At 52.1% G+C, this 21,641-nt stretch carries 21 protein-coding genes; 13 read left to right on the top strand and 8 right to left on the bottom strand.

From position 1 onward, the window contains the following. Positions 1 to 40: 40 nt before the first annotated feature. The 7 genes from V7775_RS05155 to trxA are packed head-to-tail and all read left to right on the top strand — an operon-like array spanning position 41 to position 10,423. A complete protein-coding gene (locus tag V7775_RS05155) occupies positions 41 to 1,555 on the top strand; it encodes a PAS-domain containing protein (RefSeq protein ID WP_335750780.1) in 1,515 nt (504 codons plus the stop codon). Between the two features lie 41 nt (positions 1,556 to 1,596). After that, the gene (gene tsaE / locus V7775_RS05150; protein ID WP_335750779.1) at positions 1,597 to 2,064 is read left to right on the top strand and encodes a tRNA (adenosine(37)-N6)-threonylcarbamoyltransferase complex ATPase subunit type 1 TsaE; all 468 of its coding nucleotides are present in this window, start codon (positions 1,597 to 1,599) and stop codon (positions 2,062 to 2,064) included. Beyond that, positions 2,061 to 3,071, top strand: coding sequence for an aminoglycoside phosphotransferase family protein (locus V7775_RS05145; RefSeq protein ID WP_335750778.1), 1,011 nt, complete (start codon positions 2,061 to 2,063; stop codon positions 3,069 to 3,071). The genes tsaE and V7775_RS05145 overlap by 4 nt, the downstream gene beginning before the upstream one ends. After that, positions 3,059 to 3,745, top strand: coding sequence for a nucleotidyltransferase family protein (locus tag V7775_RS05140; protein ID WP_443070083.1), 687 nt, complete (start codon positions 3,059 to 3,061; stop codon positions 3,743 to 3,745). Before V7775_RS05145 ends, V7775_RS05140 begins: the two co-directional genes overlap by 13 nt. Then, positions 3,738 to 6,686, top strand: a complete 2,949-nt coding sequence (gene addB / locus V7775_RS05135) for a double-strand break repair protein AddB (RefSeq protein WP_335750776.1) — start codon at positions 3,738 to 3,740, stop codon at positions 6,684 to 6,686. The genes V7775_RS05140 and addB overlap by 8 nt, the downstream gene beginning before the upstream one ends. Next, complete coding sequence (gene addA / locus V7775_RS05130; protein WP_335750775.1) at positions 6,683 to 10,069, top strand: double-strand break repair helicase AddA; 3,387 nt, start codon at positions 6,683 to 6,685, stop codon at positions 10,067 to 10,069. The genes addB and addA overlap by 4 nt, the downstream gene beginning before the upstream one ends. Before the next feature lie 21 nt (positions 10,070 to 10,090). Then, entirely contained in the window at positions 10,091 to 10,423 is a 333-nt protein-coding gene (gene trxA / locus V7775_RS05125) for a thioredoxin (protein WP_335750774.1), read from the top strand. A 54-nt stretch (positions 10,424 to 10,477) separates the two neighbouring features. Here the strand turns inward: trxA and V7775_RS05120 are convergent, their stop codons facing one another. Continuing rightward, a complete protein-coding gene (locus tag V7775_RS05120; RefSeq protein WP_335750773.1) occupies positions 10,478 to 11,437 on the bottom strand; it encodes a hypothetical protein in 960 nt (319 codons plus the stop codon). A gap of 42 nt (positions 11,438 to 11,479) precedes the next feature. On the opposite strand from V7775_RS05120, the gene hslV reads away from it, so the two are divergent. Genes hslV through V7775_RS05105 form a run of 3 tightly spaced genes read left to right on the top strand, consistent with a single transcriptional unit; the run spans position 11,480 to position 14,607 of the window. Then, a complete protein-coding gene (gene hslV, locus V7775_RS05115) occupies positions 11,480 to 12,037 on the top strand; it encodes an ATP-dependent protease subunit HslV (protein WP_335750772.1) in 558 nt (185 codons plus the stop codon). Beyond that, a complete protein-coding gene (gene hslU / locus V7775_RS05110; RefSeq protein WP_335750771.1) occupies positions 12,034 to 13,344 on the top strand; it encodes an ATP-dependent protease ATPase subunit HslU in 1,311 nt (436 codons plus the stop codon). The genes hslV and hslU overlap by 4 nt, the downstream gene beginning before the upstream one ends. A 39-nt stretch (positions 13,345 to 13,383) precedes the next feature. Next, positions 13,384 to 14,607: an MFS transporter gene (locus V7775_RS05105; protein ID WP_335750770.1), complete on the top strand. Its 1,224-nt coding sequence runs from the start codon at positions 13,384 to 13,386 to the stop codon at positions 14,605 to 14,607. On the opposite strand, the gene V7775_RS05100 is transcribed toward V7775_RS05105, so the two are convergent. The 3 genes from V7775_RS05100 to V7775_RS05090 form a co-directional block, all read right to left on the bottom strand. Beyond that, positions 14,590 to 15,183: a Smr/MutS family protein gene (locus tag V7775_RS05100; RefSeq protein WP_335750769.1), complete on the bottom strand. Its 594-nt coding sequence runs from the start codon at positions 15,181 to 15,183 to the stop codon at positions 14,590 to 14,592. The genes V7775_RS05105 and V7775_RS05100 overlap by 18 nt on opposite strands. Then, complete coding sequence (gene mltA, locus V7775_RS05095) at positions 15,180 to 16,148, bottom strand: murein transglycosylase A (RefSeq protein ID WP_443070082.1); 969 nt, start codon at positions 16,146 to 16,148, stop codon at positions 15,180 to 15,182. The genes V7775_RS05100 and mltA overlap by 4 nt, the downstream gene beginning before the upstream one ends. A gap of 65 nt (positions 16,149 to 16,213) precedes the next feature. After that, positions 16,214 to 16,870, bottom strand: coding sequence for a Tim44/TimA family putative adaptor protein (locus V7775_RS05090; protein WP_335750768.1), 657 nt, complete (start codon positions 16,868 to 16,870; stop codon positions 16,214 to 16,216). 104 nt (positions 16,871 to 16,974) lie between these two features. Here V7775_RS05090 and V7775_RS05085 point away from each other — a divergent pair, with 104 nt between their 5' ends. Together V7775_RS05085 and secB are read left to right on the top strand one after the other, a co-directional pair. Further along, entirely contained in the window at positions 16,975 to 17,463 is a 489-nt protein-coding gene (locus V7775_RS05085; protein ID WP_335750767.1) for an FxsA family protein, read from the top strand. Positions 17,464 to 17,535: 72 nt separating this feature from the next. After that, positions 17,536 to 18,027: a protein-export chaperone SecB gene (gene secB, locus V7775_RS05080; RefSeq protein ID WP_335750766.1), complete on the top strand. Its 492-nt coding sequence runs from the start codon at positions 17,536 to 17,538 to the stop codon at positions 18,025 to 18,027. Positions 18,028 to 18,030: 3 nt separating this feature from the next. Here the strand turns inward: secB and dnaQ are convergent, their stop codons facing one another. From dnaQ to V7775_RS05060, 4 genes are read right to left on the bottom strand one after another with little or no spacing between them, the layout of a single operon-like run. Beyond that, entirely contained in the window at positions 18,031 to 18,717 is a 687-nt protein-coding gene (gene dnaQ, locus V7775_RS05075) for a DNA polymerase III subunit epsilon (protein WP_335750765.1), read from the bottom strand. Beyond that, positions 18,710 to 19,297, bottom strand: coding sequence for a dephospho-CoA kinase (gene coaE / locus V7775_RS05070; RefSeq protein ID WP_335750764.1), 588 nt, complete (start codon positions 19,295 to 19,297; stop codon positions 18,710 to 18,712). Before coaE ends, dnaQ begins: the two co-directional genes overlap by 8 nt. Next, on the bottom strand, positions 19,297 to 20,133 hold the full coding sequence (locus tag V7775_RS05065) for a shikimate dehydrogenase (RefSeq protein WP_335750763.1): 837 nt from the start codon (positions 20,131 to 20,133) through the stop codon (positions 19,297 to 19,299). The genes coaE and V7775_RS05065 overlap by 1 nt, the downstream gene beginning before the upstream one ends. Then, positions 20,130 to 20,729, bottom strand: a complete 600-nt coding sequence (locus V7775_RS05060) for a Maf family protein (RefSeq protein ID WP_335750762.1) — start codon at positions 20,727 to 20,729, stop codon at positions 20,130 to 20,132. Before V7775_RS05060 ends, V7775_RS05065 begins: the two co-directional genes overlap by 4 nt. A 405-nt stretch (positions 20,730 to 21,134) precedes the next feature. Here V7775_RS05060 and V7775_RS05055 point away from each other — a divergent pair, with 405 nt between their 5' ends. Beyond that, the gene (locus V7775_RS05055) at positions 21,135 to 21,584 is read left to right on the top strand and encodes a CopD family protein (protein ID WP_335750761.1); all 450 of its coding nucleotides are present in this window, start codon (positions 21,135 to 21,137) and stop codon (positions 21,582 to 21,584) included. Positions 21,585 to 21,641: the final 57 nt, after the last annotated feature.

Below are 21,641 nucleotides of genomic sequence, written 5' to 3'. Positions count from 1 at the left end.
CAAAAGTTGAAAGCATTGTGACCCACTGTTGGAGACGCACTTGTTGAACGATTTGGTTTTAGTATTTTTTGTTGTGCTACCTACGGCCGCATTGAGCGTATGGTGGGTCTTGCGATCCGCGCAAACTACTCCGGAAATGATCGAACCTGAACTACCTATGGTCTTGTTCAAAAACGGCACGGTCGAGCATGCCTCAACTGCTGCGCTTGATCTGCTTCCCATCACAATAGGGTCGCACAGTTGGCAAGATTTGGTCGAGATTTTTCTTCCACGTTACCCAAATTTTCCAGTCACACTTCAATCTAAGGGAAGTGCCAAAACAACATTATTTGGAAAATACGATTCAAGCCAACAAGCCTATACAATCCAGATCAACTGGCTCAAAAACGGAGCCGCACTTACGTTTCGGAAGACTGAGGCAGCGCATGGTGACACTGCAATTATTCAAGAACTTGAATTCCTGCGAGGCGTCACAAACAGTGCCCCACATCCCGCATGGAAAACCAACAGTACTGGTGTCGTAGTGTGGTACAATAAAGCCTATTCCACCCTTGCAGAAAAATTACCCGATGGCGAATTCAGAGCAACACAACCCATATTTGACCTGCCTGAACAACCAGTCGAGCAAGCCCCAAATCGCATCAAACTTGCTCTTTCAGGAGACGATCCTGCGGAATGTTTCGATGTCTGTTTTAGACCGCATGACCACGGTACAATCCACCACGCCACATCTCGCACAGCGCTGATCAAGGCCGAAGAAGCGCAAAAGGAATTTGTTCAGACACTGGCCAAGACGTTTGCACATCTTTCCATCGGTCTTGCGATTTTTAATCGTGACCGGCAATTGGCCTTGTTTAATCCCGCTCTTATTGACCTGACTGGTCTCTCGGCCTCCTTCCTCAGCCCACGTCCAACCATAGATACCTTTTTTGATGCCATGCGTGAAAACCGCAAAATGCCAGAACCAAAGAACTACAAATCTTGGCGTCAACACATGGCCGATCTAATTAATGCTGCTGAAATCGGCACTTTCGAAGAGGCTTGGACCCTTGAAACGGGTCAAACATACCGTGTGAAAGGACGCCCTCACCCCGATGGGGCCATCGCATTTCTTTTTGAAGATATCAGTGCAGAAGTTTCGCTCACTCGGAATTTCCGCGCTGAGCTCGAACTTGGGCAAAGCCTTGTTGATTCCTTCGAAGACGCCCTAGCTGTCTTTTCCCAATCGGGCGCCCTCACTTTTTCGAACAAAGCATATGACCTTCTCTGGGGCTTTCAGTTCGATACCAGCTTTGCTCATGTTACAATCGCGGACGCCATCAAGCTTTGGAAAGAAAAATCATCCCCAAATCCTCTCTGGGGGGATTTGCACGATTCCGTAATGTCGCTGGAAGATCGAAATGCATGGGATATGCCTGTTAGGATCAGAGGACAGTTGCCCATGCAATGTAAGGTCGTTCCAATTGCATCTGGTGCGACCGTGATCCGTTTTTCTCGTCAAACTGCGCCAGACGCCCTTGTCCGGACTTTGACTAAGAACAGTCCAACTGGCTGAGAGCTCTTTCATGCGCCGCGCATGACCGTTAGTTTGGTGGCATGCAAATCACCACACACCTCACCACACCGGACGAAACTGCCGCACTTGCCCAGCGCCTAGGTCCCCTCCTTAAGGCTGGGGATACAGTTCTTCTCACTGGAGATGTTGGGGCAGGAAAAACACATTTTGCCAGATCCCTCATTCAATCATTGCTGGCGACACACGAAGATGTCCCTTCCCCGACATTTACGTTGGTGCAGGTATATGATGCGGCGTCCGGCGAAGAAATATGGCATGCTGATCTTTACCGTCTTAGCGATCCAACAGAGACCGAAGAACTTGGCCTTACGGATGCCATGGAAAATGCTATTTGCTTGATCGAATGGCCTGACCGGCTGGCTGATTTACGACCCAATGATGCGCTGGACATCACTCTCGCTGCGACCGATGTTGAAGAACACCGCATCCTGACCGCGACATGGTCGGCCTCCCGCTGGGATACAAAACTGACTGACTGGATTCTATGACAGACCGCGCACATCAAATGACTGAATTTATCAACGTTTCGGGGTGGGAAAATGCCACCCGCTTGTTGGTGGCTGGCGATGCCTCCAACCGCAGGTACGAACGTTTGACAAGGCCAAGCGGCGAAACACTCATCCTTATGGATGCCCCACCCGAAAAAGGCGAGGATGTGAAACCCTTCATCGCCATTGCGCAACATTTGCGTAGTATAGGCCTAAGCGCGCCTGCCATCTTACATCGTGACGAAGCTCACGGATTTCTATTGATCGAAGACCTAGGAGATGATCTTTTTAAGCAGGTTATTGCCCGCGATCCTTCGCTTGAACTTCCGCTATATGAGGTTTCAGTTGATGTACTGACAACATTACACGCGGCGCCAATGCCACCGTTAAAACCCTACGATACAGCGACCATGACAAAATTCGCGGCGCGGGCATATGAGTGGTATTTATTTGGCCTCACCGGAGCAAAGGATACGCCAGAACAGACCGTGTTCGAACAACTGATGGAAGACCTTCTTGCCCCGCTTAAAAAGGTCCCACCTGTTTTAATTCAGCGCGATTACCATGCAGAAAACCTTTTGTGGCTACCCGAAAGAGACGGCCCAGCAAAGGTTGGGTTACTGGATTTCCAAGACGCCATGAGCGGGCATCCCGCCTACGACCTTGTTTCAATTCTTCAAGACGCGCGCAGGGATGTTCCACCACAGATCGAGGCTGAAATGATTTCACGGTATCTGGCTCAAAACCCCCAAGACGAAACCGGGTTCCTTGCGGCTTATGCTATTCTAGGGGTTCAGCGAAACATGCGTATTATTGGTGCATTTGCGCGGCTATGCATTGATTTGGGTAAACCAAGTTATGTTGATTTGATCCCGCGTGTTTGGGAGTTTGTAGACCGAAATTTGGCGCATCCTGCCCTTGCATCAATAGCACCACATATTCACAGCACCATTCCCGCCCCAACACCCGAAAACCTCGCTTTCCTCAAATCGAAATGCGCTGTATGAGCCTGCCTGTTATGCTTTTTGCCGCCGGTTTCGGCACTCGAATGAAACATCTGACGGCGGACTGCCCTAAACCTATGGTAATGGTCGCAGGTCGCCCATTAATTGATCATGCCTTGGCTTTGGTGGATAGTATCGCTCCCCCCGTTATTGTCGCAAACCTCCATTACCTTCCAGAGCCTTTGCTAGCGCATCTAGTACCCAAGGGTGTGAAAACGATTATTGAGCAACCCGACGTTCTGGAAACAGGCGGCGGCCTGCGCAATGCTTTGACCTTGCTGGGAAACGGACCTGTTATCACGATGAACCCTGATGCCATCTGGAACGGCCCTAACCCGCTAGGCCTGTTACTGGACGCGTGGGATCCTATGCGAATGGATGCATTGCTTATGGGAATTCCCCCAGAAAATGCACTGGAACATGGTGGTGGTGATTTCGACATCGACGCTGACGGTCGCCTCACCCGTGGCACTGATGTGGTTTATGGCGGTGTCCAGATCATCAAGACCGATCTCTTAGAAGACATTCATGAAAGCTCATTCTCACTCAATCTGGTTTGGGACAAGATGCTGGAAAAAGGTACGTTGCACGGTATCCGTTATTCCGGTCGATGGTGCGATGTAGGCCACCCTGGTGGCGTGACAACAGCCGAAGGACTGCTTACCGCTGATGTTTGATCCCCAAGACTCTGCGCGCGTATTCGGCCTGCCATCCGGAGTTGATTTCCCTCAAATGTTGGTTCAGGGCCTCCTTCATCGATTTAGAGGACAGCCTCCTGAGGCTCTCGCGCGTGTCGAGCTGTTGGTAAATACACAACGCATGGCACGCCGCCTGCGCACAATGTTTGAGGATGGTCCAGCCATCCTGCTACCGCGCATTCGTTTGTTGACCGATCTAGAATCTTTGGCCCCTAGCGTTATCATCCCCCAAGGGGTGCCTGCCCTGCGTCGCCGATTGGAGCTCATCGGGTTAATCTCGGCCTTGCTTGAAAAATCGCCCAACCTCGCTTCACGGGCGTCTCTTTATGATCTGGCCGATAGCCTCGCCAAACTGATCGATGAAATGCAGGGCGAAGGGGTAACACCTGACGCCATCGCTGATTTGGATGTGACCGATCAATCGGGCCATTGGGAGCGCGCAAAGGTATTTCTTGGGATCGTCCAAGACTACCTTAACCTGACAGACGCTATGCCCGACAAAGAAGCCAGACAACGCGCGCGTGTTCATGGCATTGCCGCTCTTTGGGCAGAGCACCCACCAAAGCATCCCATCATTATCGCAGGCTCTACTGGCTCTCGCGGTACGACGATGTTGCTCATGCAGGCCGTTGCACGACTGCCACAAGGCGCATTGATCCTACCAGGGTTCGATTTTGATTTACCGCCTGAGGTTTGGGCCGCCTTAGACGATCCAATGATCTCCGAGGATCACCCCCAGTATCGTTTTTACCACCTGATGAAGGGGTTCGGGGATACACCTAATTCCGTCATAAGCTGGCATAAGTGTGCAGCGCCATCTGCTGCACGAAACAAATTGGTTTCCCTATCATTAAGACCCGCACCCGTTACAGATGCGTGGCGGATCGAGGGACCTCGCCTTGAGGATCTTACTGAGGCGACACAAGATATGACGCTGGTGTTGGCCGAAACACCCCGCGCCGAAGCGTTAGCGATTGCTTTGCGCCTTCGAAAAGCAGCGGAAGACGGCCAAACTGCCGCGCTGATTACGCCAGACCGGATGTTGGGACGCCGCGTAACCGCAGCCCTTAGCCGATGGGATATTTTGCCTGACGATAGCGCAGGTACGCCGTTGCATCTCTCTCCACCCGGAAGGTTTCTGCGCCATGCGGGCGCATTAATGTCGCGGCGATTGGATGCAGAGGCATTTCTAACTCTGCTCAAACATCCGCTCACCCACAGTGCAGATGAACGCAACATGCATCGCCTTTATACCCAACGGTGCGAGCTGGCGATCAGGCGACATGGTCTGCCCTACCCTGAACCGGATGCCTTTGTAGCCCTGTGTGAAAAATCTGTTCCCGACGACGCGGGGATGCAACGATGGGCCGCTTGGGCGGCTGCGGCAATGATGGGGCATCAAGATCGTGATCCCCATCCGTTATCCCATTGGGTCGAACTGCACATGAAACTTGCTGATGGACTGGCCGCTGGACCGTCCGCCAGTGACGCCCATGAGTTATGGCAGCAAAAGGCGGGCAAGGAAGCGCGCCGTGTGATGCAGGAATTAGAAGCTGAAGCGGGTTACAGCACACAGTTAACCGCTGCAGATTACGGCGATTTGGTTGGCGCGTTGCTGGCCGCTGGTGAGGTGCGCGATCGTGACGCCCCACATCCCGACATCATGATCTGGGGCACGCTTGAGGCTCGGGTCCAAGGTGCAGACCTTGTTATCCTTGGTGGCTTAAATGACGGAACATGGCCCGAGGCACCCCCACCCGATCCATGGTTAAACCGAAAGATGCGCAATGATGCGGGGCTGCTGCTGCCAGAACGCCGTGTTGGTCTTGCCGCACATGATTACCAACAGGCCATCTGCGCCAACGAGGTCTGGATTACACGGGCAATCCGTTCTGAGGATGCTGAAACCGTGCCTTCCCGCTGGGTAAACCGTTTGGGTAACTTGATGACGGGGCTGCCAAAACAAGGCGGCGTGAACGCGTGGAAAGCAATGACCGCACGTGGCGATTATTGGCTGGGGCAGGCCCGCGCATTGGAGGCTGTTGACCGTGTTCCTTCTGCGCCACGCCCTTCTCCACGTCCACCGTTAGCCGCCCGTCCCCGCAGCCTGTCTGTCACTCAGATCAAGACGCTTATCCGCGATCCTTATGCAATTTATGCGCGCCATAGCCTTCGCTTGCGCGCGCTTAGCCCGCTGGTGCAATCGCCCGATGCGCCACTACGCGGGACCGTAACGCACACGGTAATGGAACATTTTGTGAAGTCGGTTATGGCCGACTCCGATAACCTCAATCGTGTCCACCTGCTGGAAATTGCACAAACGATTTTGGATGACCTAGTCCCATGGCCCGCTGCACGCACGATCTGGCTGGCCAAGCTGGCCCGCGTGGCGGATTGGTTCATCGCGGCCGAGGCAACCCGCCTTGGAACTGCGAAACCCATCGCATTTGAGGATGATGCGCGGGGCATTTTGGAGTTAGCGGATCTTGGCTTCACGCTCAGCGGTGTGGCGGACCGGATTGACCAAAACGCCAACGGCGACATCCAAATATACGACTACAAGACGGGTAAGCCCCCCACAGACAAACAGCAGAAACATTTCGACAAACAACTTCTGATCGAAGCCGCCATGATGGAAGAAGGCGCGTTCAAAAAGATCGGTGCGGCTCCCGTTTCACGTGCAACATTTATCGGCCTTGGCAATCCTCCAATCGAAATCGATGCGCCGCTGGAGGAAGAACCCCCGCATGTCATATTGGCAAACCTTCGCAAGTTGATCGCCGCCTACCTAGACCCTGAACAAGGCTTTACCGCCCGTCGCATGATGGAGCGCGATGGCTTTGCCGGAGATTACGATCACCTGGCACGTTACGGCGAATGGGATGGATCAGACCCTACAACGCCCGAGGATCTGACATGAACGATCTACCCGAATGGAACGATGCCACACGTGCGCAAATCACAGCAGCGCGACCGGACACGTCAACATGGCTCAGCGCAAATGCTGGGTCTGGCAAGACGCGTGTATTAACGGACCGCGTGGCACGGTTGTTGCTGGAAGAGGTCAAACCGCAACACATCCTTTGTCTCACTTACACCAAAGCCGCAGCATCCGAGATGCAAAACCGCCTGTTCAAACGGCTGGGCGAATGGGCGATGATGGAAGACGATGCCCTACGCGACGGACTGCGCGATCTGGGAATCTTGAAGGATATTCCGCAGGAGCAACTCCGCGAGGCGCGCACTCTTTTTGCCCAAGCGATCGAAACGCCGGGTGGTTTAAAAATTCAAACCATCCACTCTTTTTGTGCCTCCCTTCTGCGCCGCTTTCCGCTGGAGGCTGGTGTCAGTCCCCAATTCAAAGAGATCGAAGACCGCGCCGCCGAACTGCTGCGCGCTGAAATTCTCGACATTATGGCCGAAGGGGACGAGGCAACATTGGTCGCCGATTTGGCTGATCAGTACACTGGCGAAAGCTTTGCCTCGCTAACCCAAGCGATCACAGGAAAACGTGAACTGTTTGATGATCTGCCAGATGACCTAAACAGCCTTTTCGATCTACCCGCTGATTTCGACATTACCGCCCTGCCCCGTGATGTTATGGACGTTGCCGTCGCGCGCTGGATGCCGGATGCGATAGGTATCCTATCCTCTCAAAAAGCCGTGACTATGACGCGGCTAGCGGACGGCTTGCGCGGGATCAATTTTGAGGAACCAACTCTCGGGGACCTGAACAGGCTTAAGGGCCTGATGCTGACGCAAAAGCTGGAGCTGCGCAAAAGTTTCCCAACCAAAGGCGCAAAAGACGAACTGGGCCCGATGCTGAGCCCGTTTGAGGATTTGGCCCAGCGCGCATTGGAAGCCCACGATCTACAAATGCGGGCGCGCAACGTTGCCCGCACAGGTGCATTGCACCGTTTCGCAACGACCTTCATCACCCGTTATGAGGCCGAAAAACAACGACGCGGCTGGTTGGATTTCGACGATCTGATCTTGCGCGCGCGTGCATTACTCAATGATCCAAAAGTTGCTGCATGGGTGCTTTATCGCATTGATGGCGGCATTGATCACATTCTGGTGGATGAGGCGCAGGATACATCACCACGTCAATGGGATGTCATTGAAAAACTTGCCGATGAATTTGCCTCTGGTGAAGGTGCGCGCGGCGAGGAAACCGCCCGAACATTGTTTGTTGTTGGTGACAAAAAGCAATCAATCTATTCATTCCAAGGGGCTGATCCGCGTGAGTTTGACCGCAAACGTACAATGTTCCAAGAAAACCTTGAGGCGGCCAATCTAAGTTTCCAAAACCAAAGCCTTGATTATTCTTTCCGCTCGTCCCCCGCGATTTTGCGTGCAGTGGATCAAACATTCAACACACTCCCCGATCCCCGCATGGACGAGGCGATGATCCACTTGGCGTTCAAAGACGCCCTGCCCGGTCGCGTTGATTTGTGGCCACTGGTCGAGCCGACCAAAGACAATGAAGACGAACCTGATTGGACTGATCCAGTGGATCGCAAAAGCCAGCAACATCACACCGTTGTTTTGGCCGAACAGATCGCTGATCAAATCAAACATCTTGTTGAGGGCGAGCATTACATCCCCGATGAAGCAGATGATCGCAGCATGATCCGCCGCCGCATTACAGCGGGTGATTTTCTTATTTTGGTGCGCGGACGTAAAACGGGCCTGTTTTCCGAAATCATCCGCGCATGCAAGGTTGCCGACCTGCCAATTGCGGGCGCAGATCGGTTAAAAGTTGGCGCTGAACTGGCTGTGCGCGATATTGGTGCACTACTGTCTTTTCTTTCCACACCAGATGACGGTCTATCCCTTGCGACTGCCTTGCGCTCACCGTTGTTTCGATGGGACGAGCAGGCCATATTTACCCTGTCACACTACCGCCCTGAAAAGCTGGATTTATGGCAAAGCCTGCGGACGCAGGAAGAACGTTATCCTGAGACGCTTGCCGCTCTTCACGATCTGCGCGGGCAAGTTGATTTCCTGCGGCCCTACGATTTGATCGAACGTATCCTGACCCGCCATGGCGGACGTAATCACCTTCTGGCCCGCATGGGTACCGAAGCAGAAGACGGAATTGATGCGCTCCTGGGTCAAGCGCTCGCCTACGAGCGTACCGAAGTTCCAAGCCTTACGGGATTCCTTGAGTGGATGCAGGCCGATGATCTGGAAATCAAACGCCAGATCGACAGCGCCTCGGATCAGATCAGGGTGATGACAGTTCACGGAGCAAAAGGGCTGGAAGCGCCTATTGTAATCTTGCCCGACACTGGCCTGAAGAAGAATGACATCCGAGATGAGATTATCAAACTGGATGGCGTCCCAATTTGGAAACCAAACGCGCCAGAAATGACCAAAGGCATCGCCACTGAAATTGATAGCCTGAAAGAAGCCCAAACACAGGAAAACCTTCGCCTGCTGTATGTCGCTATGACGCGCGCAGAGAAGTGGCTGATTGTTGCGGCAGCAGGTGGATTACCAAAAGACGGCGGAAGCTGGTACCAGATGACGGAAGAAGCCCTAGGGCATCTGAATGCGGTTCCATTTACCCAAGGCCCGGCAAGCGGTATCCGCCATGAAGAGGCTGGGTGGGATACCCTGCCGATCATTGAAATTCAACGAAAAGCGTCAATAACCCCAGTACTAGAGCCTATTTTTGAAACCAACCCACCTGCGCCAAGCGCGCGTTCAGAGGTGTTGTCACCTTCTGATCTAGGTGGTGCAAAAGCACTCGCTGGTGAGGCCGGAATGGATGAGGAAGCGGCCAAAGCATATGGTAGTTTGGTGCACATGCTTCTGGAAAACCTCGCGCCCCTTGATCCAACATTACGTGCGGACGCTGCTGAGCAATTGTTGCGCAATTCTGATCCAGAAACCTCTCAAATGGCTTTATTAGAGACTATTTCAGTGCTGGATAACCCTGCCTTGACGCATGTTTTTTCAGACGACGCGCTGGCAGAGATCGCAATCTCTGCCGATCTAAACAAAACCCGCCTATACGGCATCATCGACCGATTGATTGTAGAACCCGATCGTGTGCTGGCAGTTGATTTCAAAACAAACCGCACTGTGCCAGATGATTTTCAATCCTGCCCTGAAGGATTGTTGCGTCAAATGGGTGCTTATTCACATGCTTTGCAGGCGGTTTATCCTGACCGCGTTGTGGAAACTGCCATCTTGTGGACCACCTCAGGTAGGTTGATGTCATTGCCGCACGAAACCGTGACAAAGGCGCTGGTCCGTACAGGTTACCTTGACGCAGACAGTCAGCCTTCTTAGGTATCATTCAGACCCGAACCCATGGAGAGCATAATGGCAACCATTTCCGTTACCGACGACACATTCGACAGCGAAGTGAAAAATTCCGATATCCCAGTAGTTGTGGATTTTTGGGCCGAATGGTGCGGCCCATGTAAGCAGATTGGACCAGCCCTAGAAGAATTGTCCGCTGAAATGGACGGCAAGGTAAAGATCGTCAAAGTTAACGTAGACGATAATCCGAACTCACCTGCGCAAATGGGTGTTCGTGGCATTCCTGCGCTATTCATCTTTAAGAACGGCGAAGTGGTCTCAAACATGGCAGGTGCACGCCCAAAGGCAGCACTGCAAAGCTGGATCGAAGAATCCATCTAAACCGACCATCGGTAAAATTAGAAAAGGGCGCTCTTTCGGGGCGCCCTTTTTCATTTACACTGGCCAGCCAAAACGCCTTAAGCGCGCTGCAATGCGCTCTTCAGCTTCGGGTCTGCCTGCATTGATGCTGTTCTTTTGCCAATACCAATGCAGATAGGCGACGTAATCTGGCTCAGTATGTTTCACCTCAGCAAAGCTGGCAGCGAGATCATCAAGGTTAGCTTGAACTGCGATATGGTGAAAATCTGTCTTGCGGAATAGCAATGCGGGCTTGCCAAATAGATACCCGTTGAATGCCACGCTAGAGTTTTGGGTGACAATATAATCGCATCCCAGAATGAGATCGCTCATGCTACCGATTTGGACGGTTAATCGTGCATGAGATTTTTCCAACGCTTCCAACGCTTGGGTTTCTGAAGCGCTATAGCTCTCACTTGGATGAAGCGTTGCGATAACGGGACACTCTGTTTGCGCAAGGCAGTGCTTAACCATCTCAATCGGGCTACAAATTTGGAACGGCCGGTGATCCAATAGCTTCCCCTGCAAAGGGACATAGACAAAACCGTCCTTTTTCGTATTTTTAGGTGCGCCTCCAAAAAGGCGGCTTTGCCAGAACTTATAAAACCGTTCAGCCTTTGCGGCATCTGAACTGTCAGGTTCAAAAGCCGTTTGCGCAACGTCCCAAGACCACCGTTCAGCGCTTTGTTCAATCTGCCAGAAGGGGTAGTGATAAACGCGTCGAAAGCACAATCCACGTTCATTTAATGGCGATTTTATATGGTTTAACGACCATTCGGTTCCACCGCGCTGGCCCTCCGAGCCAAAGGGCACATATTGGACCTCTAGACCCGCGCGTGACACCACGTTAGCGAGTTTTCCAATAAAATTATGCTTGCCTGCTTGCGCACTCTGGCACAGCTCCGGTTCCATATAAAATGTGACAAAATCAGGTGTGGTCATGGTTTGTACGCTATCGCCCAGCGCGGCACGCAACAAGGGCTGCCCTTGTCCCATAGCGGCTCTCACGCCATATAGATTGCAACGAACGGAGGCATCATGACACGAGACGAATTTCCCGGTTGGCACGGTACAACCATCATTGGCGTCAAGAAGGACGGCGAGGTCGTAATCGCAGGGGACGGGCAAGTCAGCCTTGGCCAAACTGTGATCAAAGGCACCGCACGTAAGGTCCGCAGGCTTAGCCCCGGTGGGTATGACGTGGTTGTTGGCTTTGCGGGATCCACAGCAGACGCATTCACCCTGCTAGAGCGCCTTGAGGCGAAGCTGGAAGCGACACCCGGTCAGTTGGCGCGCGCAAGTGTCGAGTTGGCCAAGGATTGGCGCACAGACAAGTACCTCCAAAAACTGGAGGCGATGCTGATTGTCACTGATGGCACTGAGCTGCTGATCATTACAGGCGCTGGGGATGTCCTAGAACCAGAACACAACATCGCGGCAATTGGATCTGGCGGTAACTTTGCCTTGGCCGCGGCGCGCGGGTTGTTTGACAGTGACCGTAACGCAGAGGCCGTTGCCCGCGACGCGATGAAAATCGCATCCGATATTTGCGTTTACACCAACGGTAACCTCACCGTGGAGAAAATTAAATCATGACCGATCTGACACCACGCGAAATCGTCTCCGAGCTGGACCGCTTTATCATCGGTCAGAATGACGCAAAGCGCGCTGTCGCCGTGGCGCTGCGCAATCGGTGGCGCTGCCGCAACCTGCCTGACGATATCCGCGCAGAGGTTTACCCGAAGAACATCCTGATGATTGGACCCACTGGCGTTGGAAAAACCGAGATCTCACGACGTCTCGCTAAACTGGCCCGCGCACCATTTCTAAAAGTTGAAGCGACGAAATTCACTGAAGTTGGCTATGTCGGTCGCGATGTGGAGCAGATCATCCGTGACCTACTGGATGCCGCTATTGCGATGACACGCGAGCATATGCGCGAAGACGTAAATGCGGGTGCTCAAAAAGCCGCAGAAGAGCGTGTGATTGATGCCATCGCTGGTCCAGACGCGCGCGAAGGCACACGCAATCTGTTTCGTAAAAAGCTGCAGGACGGTCAGTTGGATGATACCATGATCGAACTTGAGGTTGCTGATACCTCCAACCCGTTCTCGGCCATGGAAATCCCCGGCCAACCCGGTGGTGGTGGCATGGGCATGATGAACCTTGGTGATATGTTCGGAAAGGCTATGGGAGGCCGCACGTCAAAGAAGCGCCTTACCGTTGCTGAAAGCTACGAAGTTCTGATCGGTGAAGAAGCTGACAAACTGTTGGATGATGAAACCGTCACCCGCGCTGCCATCGAAGCGGTTGAACAGAACGGCATCGTGTTCCTTGATGAGATCGACAAGGTCTGTACACGTGCCGATGCGCGCGGAGGTGATGTGAGCCGCGAAGGCGTGCAGCGTGATCTGTTGCCCCTGATTGAAGGCACAACCGTCAGCACCAAACATGGTCCAGTGAAAACCGACCACGTGTTGTTCATCGCGTCGGGTGCGTTCCATATCGCAAAACCATCAGACTTATTGCCTGAGCTTCAGGGTCGTTTACCGATCCGCGTTGAACTGCGTGCGCTGACCGAAGAGGATTTTGTACGCATACTGACGGAAACCGACAATGCGCTAACCCTGCAATACACTGCGTTGATGGGCACAGAAGATGTCACTGTCAGTTTTACTGCAGACGGGATTGCCGCCCTTGCCAAGATCGCAGCAGATGTGAACCAATCCGTAGAAAACATCGGTGCGCGGAGGCTTTACACGGTTATGGAACGTGTATTCGAAGAGCTTAGCTTTACAGCGCCAGATCGCGGCGGTGATGTCATTGTAGTGGATGCTACATTTGTTGACACCAATCTGGGCGAGCTGGTGAAATCCACAGATCTAAGCCGCTACGTGCTTTAACCTCTTCCCATTTTCCCATGCGCCTGCGACCAAGGGCGCATGGGCTATCTCAACTTCCTCATTACCAATCGGCTGTTCCTGCTAGCCGGGTTTCTGCTGACTTTCACCTCGTCTTTTGGGCAGACTCATTTCATTTCTCTTTTTGCGAGTGAGATTAAGGGAGCTGTTGGCCTGACGGATGGCGCATGGGGCGGCATCTACACCATTGGGACCACTCTTTCAGCGGTTACGATGATATGGGCGGGTGCGTTGACGGACCGTTTTCGCGTTCGACAGTTGTCACTTTGGGTCATGTTGTCACTTGCTGCGGCCTGTTTGGCGATGGCGCTTGTACCCAACAGCTTCATTCTTGTTTTTGTGATCTACGCGTTGCGCCTGATGGGGCAGGGCATGCTATCGCAATTGGGGGCGGTGGCCATGTCACGCTGGTTTGTTGCGGCAAGGGGGCGCGCATTGTCGTTATCCTCTATGGGGTTCGCTGTGGGACAGGCGGTTTTGCCCATTATCTTCGTCGTCATCTTGGGAAGTTGGCAGTGGCGCAACCTTTGGATATTGGCCGCTCTTTGTGTGCTCGCCATGATACCCGCAATACAGATATTGCTCCGTCAGGAACGCACCCCCCAATCTATGGCAGATGATACGCAAAGCCTTGGCATGGGTGGCCGCCATTGGACGCGGGCACAGATGCTGCGTCATCCTCTGTTCTATATTCTCTTTCCACTGATCTTAGGGCCTGCAGCTTGGGGTACTGCATTGTTTTTCCAACAGGTTCATTTCACCGAAGTAAAGGGTTGGAGCCTAGGTGCCTATGTTGCCCTCATGCCTATCTATACAGTCTCAAGCATCAGTTTTACGTTCATCACAGGCTGGGCCATTGACCGCTTTGGTGTGAAATGGATCATTCCATTCCAGCTGGTACCATTTGGGATTTCATTTCTGGTTTTGGCCTACGCCGATACCATCTTTATGGCGGGTGTTGGCCTTGTCATCTTTGGTGTCGGGCAGGGGACCCAGGGCACTTCAACAGCAGCATTCTGGTCGGTATTTTACGGAACAAAAAACCTAGGGGCGATCAAGGCCGCTGCCGCTGCGTTGATGGTTTTCGGATCAGCAATCGGGCCGGGGATATCCGGCGCGTTCATCGATTACGGGATCGACTTTCCTGATCAAATGATACCGTTTGCGTTCTTTTATTTTGGAGGGGCCGTATTGGCGGGTTTGGGTATCTTGAGATACCAGCGCGACCTACCTGTGGCGCCGTAGATAGACATAATACGCGCCACCGCCACCATGGCTGATGTGGGCCTGTGCGATCTGTAGAACAACCGATTTCATAGGCTGCATGGCCAACCATTGCGGTACCTGATGGCGCAATACGCCGTGACGCACTGGAATAGGGCCACCTTCATCGCGCTGTTTGCCTTTGCCAGTCACCACAAGAATCAACCGTTTGCCCTGAGTATGGGCGTTCATCACAAACCCCGTCAGGGCAGGGTGGGCGCGATCCAATGTCATGCCATGCAGGTCGATCTTTCCCTCTGGCTTTAGCTTGCCGCGCTTAAGTTTCACAAATGACTTTTGATCCATCTGCACTGTGGCTTGGCGAATGTGATCATGGATTGCAGGTGCGAGATCAAAACTAACTGAATGTTTCTTTCCCGCTGGTTTTCCAAACACAACCGCATGCGCTTTGCGAATATTACGCGGTTCCGGCGCAGGCAGGCTGGTGTCTTGATCAAATAGCTTCGCCTCCAGATTGCTCCGCTCCATTCGCTGCGTATTTGCGCGTACACGATCCCAAAGCTCTTGATCTTCTGCTGTTAGCCGCCGGCGCTTCATATCGCGCTTTCCGGCAGCAGGGCATAGGCGCGCTGGATGGGCATAAGCACCATCAACCGGCCTGGATCACGCAATGTGCCTGCTTCTCGGCCTGCTTGGTCACCCGTACCAAAGAACACATCAGCACGTTGTGCACCCTTGATCGCAGACCCCGTATCTTGTGCGATCATCAATCGACGCAGGGGTGTTTTACCGTCCTTTTCAATCCACACAGGAGATCCAAGGCGGATAAAGGACGGGTCAACGGCAACGGTACGCATTGTGGTAATGGAACGGTTCATCGCGCCGAGCGGGCCTTTATCCGCTGGTACTTTGCTGACTTCGCGAAAGAACACATAGGACGGATTGTGATACAGCAGCTCCTGACCATCCACAGGGTTTCGACGTACCCAATTTTTGATCACTTGCGCGCTAACCTGATGGGGCTGATAAACACCACGGCGCACCAGTTCTTGGCCGATTGAACGGTAGTTATGCCCGTTTGAGCCCCGATACCCAACGCGCAAAGCTTTGCCATTGGGCAATCGGATACGACCGGAACCTTGGATTTGGAGAAAGAACAGCTCAACCGGATCATCAACATACGCGATCACCAATCCCCGACCATCCATCACGCCACTTTCAAGAATGGCACGGCGCGGCAACCAAGGGCGGTTTTGCCGCGCTTCTGCAGGCATTTTATAGACAGGGAAACGAAAGCGATCTGTGCGGGTGAGGGAGCCATCAAGTTCCGGCTCAAAGTAACCCGTAAACAGGGCTTCCTTACCATCACTCATGAGAACAGGGCGAAACAGCAGTTCAAAAAAGTCACGTGGATTAGGGCCAGACTTGGCATAGGCACAAATTGCACCCCAATCAGGATCTTTCATATCTTTGCAGGTGTTGAGGAATGTCGCAAAAGCTGCAGCATGGTCGTCCTTATCCCAGCCTTCCAACTGGTCAAAGGACAGCACTTCATATTTCACTTCAGACGCCAAAGGCCCCGCCAAAAGCGAGGCCCAAAGAATGGCACTGATGCGAAGCGCGCATGCTACCCGTCTGTAGAAACCAAGAACCAATTCGGATCATCCGAGCCCATAATGCGGGCAAATACCCACGTGTCTTTTTGCTTTTTAGCATCAGTGATGCTGCCTTCAACAATCTCGCCTTCTTTATTGCGCACTGCCTGTGTCAACTCTGCCACAAACCGCAATGTCAGCTCTGCTTCATTTGTGTCAGGATCAAGCGTCACATTCTCAAGCGTCATTTCACGCACGCCGATAAAGTTGGCCTCAATTGTCAGGCCCAGATCTTCGCGGGCTGCGATACCATCAACAAAACTTTCGTACACGTCATCAGAGAGGAACGGCTTAATCTCGTCGAGTTCTCCTTGCTCAAATCCCATGACGATCATTTCATATGCGCCACGTCCACCCGCCAGAAACTCTGTCACGTTGAAAGACGGTTCTATGCGTTTCATCTTGGTCAACGCGACGGCTTCGGATGTTCCTTCGTCAAAATGATCGGTAATGTCTAGATCGGGACCGCCTTCGATTACCTCAAAGGTTGGGCCACTGCGTTTGGCCTGTTGTACAGGCAACGGTGGTTTTTCAAAACCTTCCCGCGTACCCAGCACGTTTTTCAGCCGCAGGATAAGGAAAACCGCTATTGCGGCGAGCACCAGAAGCTGGATTAACGGTGAATTCATATGAACCTCTTGAGGACTAGGCGTGGAAACAATCGTCTGAGCACCTTATGTAGGTGTGAAGGGGGCTCAAGTCCACTGTAGCCCCTGTGAAAGGAAGCAATTACATGTGGCTTTTATTCGCATTTATCATCGTTCCGGTGATCGAGATTGCGTTGTTCATTAAAGTTGGCGGGTTTATTGGCCTGTGGCCAACCCTTTTGATCGTCGTTTTGACGGCCATTGCTGGTACATATTTGGTCCGAAGTCAGGGACTTAGGGCACTTGGCCAGTTGCAATCATCGTTCGGTGATCTGCGTGATCCGACAGAACCACTGGTGCACGGTGCTATGATCCTGTTTTCTGGGGCACTTTTGTTGACTCCGGGCTTTTTCACGGACGCCGTCGGGTTTGCATTGCTGGTTCCAGCCGTCCGCCATGCCGTATTCACGGCCATCCGCGCACGCATCAACATTCAAGGCTTTGGTACACCGGGCCAAAATCCGCAGTCCCCACAGCAAAACACGCCAAGAGGTAGTGACATTATTGACGGTGAATTCGTTGAGTTGCCTGATGATGATGCACCCAAAGGAAACTCGGGATGGACAAAAAACTAAGACATTGAGCGCTTTGGCCTGACCTGCTAAGCCAAGCTGATTAAATTCCAACCTCCAAAGAGGAGCACTATTATGGCCGAGGCCGAAGCAACACCAACACCAACTGCAGGACCGCAACTGCGCGTTTTGGGACAATTCATTCGTGATATGTCATTTGAAAACATAATGGCCCAAAAGGGTGCACCAAGCGATGTGCAGCCCGATGTTCAGGTTCAAGTGAACCTTGATGCAAAAAAGCGTACTGCGGATAACCAGTACGAGTCATCAATCAAACTGAACGTGACATCAAAGGCCAAAGGCGCGGACACAACGCTGTTTATGCTTGAGATCGACTATGTCGGTATCTTTGACATTACGGATGTTCCAGAAGACCAGCTGCACCCATTCCTGCTGATCGAATGCCCACGCATGATCTTCCCGTTCCTGCGCCGCATCGTGAGCGATATTACACGTGACGGTGGCTTCCCGCCGCTGAACCTAGAGAACATCGATTTTGTATCGCTTTACCGCAACGAAATCGCACGCCGTCAAGCAGAAGCACCTGCGCCAACAGCAGACGCGTAAACTTTAGGTTTTAAGCCATAATACATCGCCGCCCAATTTGCTGACAAACTCAGCATGGGCGGCGTTTTCTTTTTCAGAAAGACGTGATGGTAAAGGGGTGGCGCGTGGACGCGCAGACCATTCTGAAGTGTCATCGCCTGCTTTTGGTTCTGCCCGCGTCGATAGACCAAAATCAGGCTGTTTGCCCCCGATCAGCTCGAGATACACCTCAGCTAGAATTTCACTATCAAGAAGCGCGCCGTGCAGGGTACGCGATGAGTTGTCGATGCCAAAACGTCGACACAAAGCATCCAACGACGATGGAGAGCCCGGGAATTTTTTGCGTGCGATAGCAAGAGTATCAACCGCCTGCTCCCATGGAAGCTGACGAAGGCCCATTTTACCCAGCTCAAAGTTCAGGAACTTCATGTCAAATGCGGCATTGTGGATGATCATTTTGCTGTCACCAACAAAATCCAAAAACGCTTGTCCAACTGCCGCAAACTTTGGTTTATCCCTTAGGAACTCATCTCCAAGGCCGTGCACCTCAAATGCATCAGCGGGCATGCCGCGCTCGGGGTTTATATACTGGTGATAGGTGTTGCCTGTAGCAACATGGCCCATCAGCTCAACCGCTCCAATTTCAACGATGCGATCGCCAGTTTTGGGATCAAAGCCCGTTGTTTCGGTATCTAATACGATCTCACGCATTCAACTTGCTCCTGATGGTCTGAACAATGGTTTGCACCTGCTTAGCGGCGTGTTCAAGCGTGTCTGTTGCTATTACATACGTCGCGCGGTCGCATTTTTCCCGTGCAGGCATCTGTTTTGCTTTGATGGCCAGAAATTGATCAAGGGTCATGGTGCCGCGCTCCATAACCCGGGCCTGCTGCGTGACGTCATCTGTAAACACACATGCGGTCGCATCCATGCGCGCATCACCGCCTGTTTCAAACAACAGAGGTATGTCCAACACCACAATGTCGGCATCCACCTGCGCCAGAAAAGTACTTCGGTCCTGCCCGACAAGCGGGTGAACAATTTCTTCGATTCGTTTGAGGGCTAAAGGATCTCGGCCGATGAAATCCTTTAGGGCAGGGCGCGATACACTCCCGTCTACGATTGCATCTGGGAAGGCTTTGGAAATTGGCTCAACAGCTGCACCACCTTTGGAATAAAGGCGATGTACTGCCGCATCCGCATCCCACACAGCGCACCCTTGATCGGCAAACATTTGTGCGGTTGTCGATTTCCCCATTCCAATGGAACCTGTCAAACCCAGTAAGAACATCAACGCAGCGCCGCCGTGCGGGTTGCGCGATCTACTTCAGGACGTTTACCAAACCAACGTTCAAATCCTGGTACAGCTTGGTGCAACAACATCCCAAGGCCATCGACGGTGACACATCCATATTCTTCAGCAGTTTGAAGCATTTTTGTTTTTAGAGGCGTATAGACAAGATCAGTGACAATTGTATGAGGACGCAACCCGTCTAGCGGCACACGCAACTCAGACTTACCGATCATCCCTAGCGATGTCGTGTTAACCAATAATGCAGCATCATCAACCATGTTGCCTGCCTTGACCCAGTCAAACACTCGGATACGGTTGCCGAAATCCCGTTGCAATTGTTCAGCCCGCACACGTGTCCGGTTAGACAGGTATATCTCCGGTACTCCGGCATCAATAAGGGAACAAATCACAGCACGCGCAGCCCCTCCTGCACCCAACACGGCTGCTGGGCCTGACCGAGGGTTCCAATGTGGCGCACCAGCCTTTAGGTTTTCAATAAATCCATAACCATCTGTATTATCAGCATGAATTTTACCATCTTTTCTAAAAATCAGTGTGTTTGCTGCACCGATGAGGATAGCCCGATCTGTCACCAAATCAGCGATCCCCATCACCTTTTCTTTGTGGGGGATCGTTAAGTTAACACCGACAAATCCCGCCTTGGGAAGGGTTCGCAGGACAGATTCCAAGTTTTCTGGCGAAACATCCATAGGGATGTAATGACCCGCTATTCCATATGTCTTGAGCCAATGACCGTGCACTTGCGGGGATTTAGAATGTGCGATTGGGGATCCGATAACACCAGCCAAAGGAATACGTTTCAATTCAGTCATTGGGCTATTTCTCCGCGCAGGGTGAGGTAGTTCAGAATTTCCAACAAGGGCATACCAAGGACATTAAAGTAATCCCCCTCAATGCGCGAGAAGAGCCGTACACCTTCTTCTTCTAGCTTGTACGCACCAACAGCATGCTGAATGCTGTCCCAGTTGCGTTCAACATAGTCTTGTAAGTACGCATCACTTGCATCTCGCATCCGCAAACGAACCACACCTACCTGGCGCCAAACTGGCTTTCCGCTTTCATAAATTACAGCAGCGGACAAAAGCGTGTGCCGATCACCGCGCATGGTTTTCAGCTGTAACAACGCGTCATCGGCGGATTTTGGTTTACTCATCAATGTTCCCGCATGTTCGAGAACCTGATCACACCCAATAACCAACGCGCCGGGGTTCTTTTCACTGATCTTTGCAGCTTTCATTTCGGCCAAAGCATCTGCAATATCACGGGGCGGCGCACCCTCTGCGATAAGTGATGCTTTAATCATCTCTTCATCTACGCGCGCGATCTGTACCTCGTGTTTTACAGCAGCTTGGTTCAGCATCTGGGTACGGATGGCAGAACCGGAGGCAAGGATGATGTGGACACTCATGGGGATAACTCATGCATAATCTAAAGAAACTGTTAATGACAACTTGTCGACAATTACCAGTTTGGGTTCAAGAGGGGGATAAGCGATGACTTCCACCCAGTTTGGCCCAGATTCCTCCACCGTGGAAAAGGATAATTTAATGATTTAGTAACTTTCGTTAACCATAGAAACTACACAGATTTATCCACAAGCGTGGTCTTGATTTTTGGTAGCTAAGCTCATGTTTCTATAAAGTAAATTATAATATATAATTGTTCTTCACACTACCTATCAACTTGCTCTTTCAGCACCAGCGATCTGTGGATAACAATTTAATCCACAAGTTTGGGCGTCCCTACTTAAATCAACAATCTTTCTTTCTATCTTTATTATTATAAAGAGAAGACCAAGAGCGGAGAGAATGACATGGCCGATATCCTCAGTGCAACCTATCCTTGGATCAAGGGTTTCCATATCATCTCAGTGATTTCATGGATGGCAGCGTTATTCTACCTTCCGCGCCTGATGGTCCATCACACCGAACAGGTAGGCCTAAGCGGTGAGACACATAAAATTTTTGCCAAGATGGAATACAAATTGGCAAAAGTGATAATGAACCCAGCAATGATGGCAACTTGGATGTTTGGACTACTGTTGGTTTCAACACCTGGAATTGTCTACTGGGGTGATGTGTGGCCCTGGACCAAAGGCGCTGCTGTGATCGCGATGACAGTGTTTCATATGTGGCTGATGGGCCAGATGAGAGGATTTCAGCTTGGTGAAAATACCGTGACTGGTAAGCAATACCGGATGATGAACGAAGTCCCGACGCTGCTGATGGTCATCATTGTGTTTTCGGTTACCGTAAAATTCTGACAGAGCCGTAGATTGACAGCACGGGCACATCGTCGTAATGGTTCCGCACGTCCTCGT

The sequence above is a fragment of the Sulfitobacter sp. genome, from assembly GCF_036960155.1.
Lineage (GTDB): Bacteria > Pseudomonadota > Alphaproteobacteria > Rhodobacterales > Rhodobacteraceae > Sulfitobacter.
This window is presented reverse-complemented; position numbering and strand designations above follow the sequence as displayed.

Excerpts from the sequence above, each read along its gene's own strand:
- V7775_RS05140 (WP_443070083.1), top strand. The coding sequence starts at position 3,059 with ATGCGCTGTATGAGCCTGCCTGTTATGCTTTTTGCCGCCGGTTTCGGC.
- secB (WP_335750766.1), top strand. The coding sequence starts at position 17,536 with ATGGCCGAGGCCGAAGCAACACCAACACCAACTGCAGGACCGCAACTG.
- V7775_RS05085 (WP_335750767.1), top strand. The coding sequence starts at position 16,975 with ATGTGGCTTTTATTCGCATTTATCATCGTTCCGGTGATCGAGATTGCG.
- trxA (WP_335750774.1), top strand. The coding sequence starts at position 10,091 with ATGGAGAGCATAATGGCAACCATTTCCGTTACCGACGACACATTCGAC.
- tsaE (WP_335750779.1), top strand. The coding sequence starts at position 1,597 with ATGCAAATCACCACACACCTCACCACACCGGACGAAACTGCCGCACTT.
- addA (WP_335750775.1), top strand. The coding sequence starts at position 6,683 with ATGAACGATCTACCCGAATGGAACGATGCCACACGTGCGCAAATCACA.
- V7775_RS05145 (WP_335750778.1), top strand. The coding sequence starts at position 2,061 with ATGACAGACCGCGCACATCAAATGACTGAATTTATCAACGTTTCGGGG.
- V7775_RS05065 (WP_335750763.1), bottom strand. The coding sequence starts at position 20,133 with ATGACTGAATTGAAACGTATTCCTTTGGCTGGTGTTATCGGATCCCCA.
- V7775_RS05100 (WP_335750769.1), bottom strand. The coding sequence starts at position 15,183 with ATGAAGCGCCGGCGGCTAACAGCAGAAGATCAAGAGCTTTGGGATCGT.
- coaE (WP_335750764.1), bottom strand. The coding sequence starts at position 19,297 with ATGTTCTTACTGGGTTTGACAGGTTCCATTGGAATGGGGAAATCGACA.
- V7775_RS05060 (WP_335750762.1), bottom strand. The coding sequence starts at position 20,729 with ATGAGTGTCCACATCATCCTTGCCTCCGGTTCTGCCATCCGTACCCAG.
- V7775_RS05105 (WP_335750770.1), top strand. The coding sequence starts at position 13,384 with ATGGGCTATCTCAACTTCCTCATTACCAATCGGCTGTTCCTGCTAGCC.
- hslV (WP_335750772.1), top strand. The coding sequence starts at position 11,480 with ATGACACGAGACGAATTTCCCGGTTGGCACGGTACAACCATCATTGGC.
- addB (WP_335750776.1), top strand. The coding sequence starts at position 3,738 with ATGTTTGATCCCCAAGACTCTGCGCGCGTATTCGGCCTGCCATCCGGA.
- V7775_RS05120 (WP_335750773.1), bottom strand. The coding sequence starts at position 11,437 with ATGGGACAAGGGCAGCCCTTGTTGCGTGCCGCGCTGGGCGATAGCGTA.
- dnaQ (WP_335750765.1), bottom strand. The coding sequence starts at position 18,717 with ATGCGTGAGATCGTATTAGATACCGAAACAACGGGCTTTGATCCCAAA.
- hslU (WP_335750771.1), top strand. The coding sequence starts at position 12,034 with ATGACCGATCTGACACCACGCGAAATCGTCTCCGAGCTGGACCGCTTT.
- V7775_RS05090 (WP_335750768.1), bottom strand. The coding sequence starts at position 16,870 with ATGAATTCACCGTTAATCCAGCTTCTGGTGCTCGCCGCAATAGCGGTT.
- V7775_RS05055 (WP_335750761.1), top strand. The coding sequence starts at position 21,135 with ATGGCCGATATCCTCAGTGCAACCTATCCTTGGATCAAGGGTTTCCAT.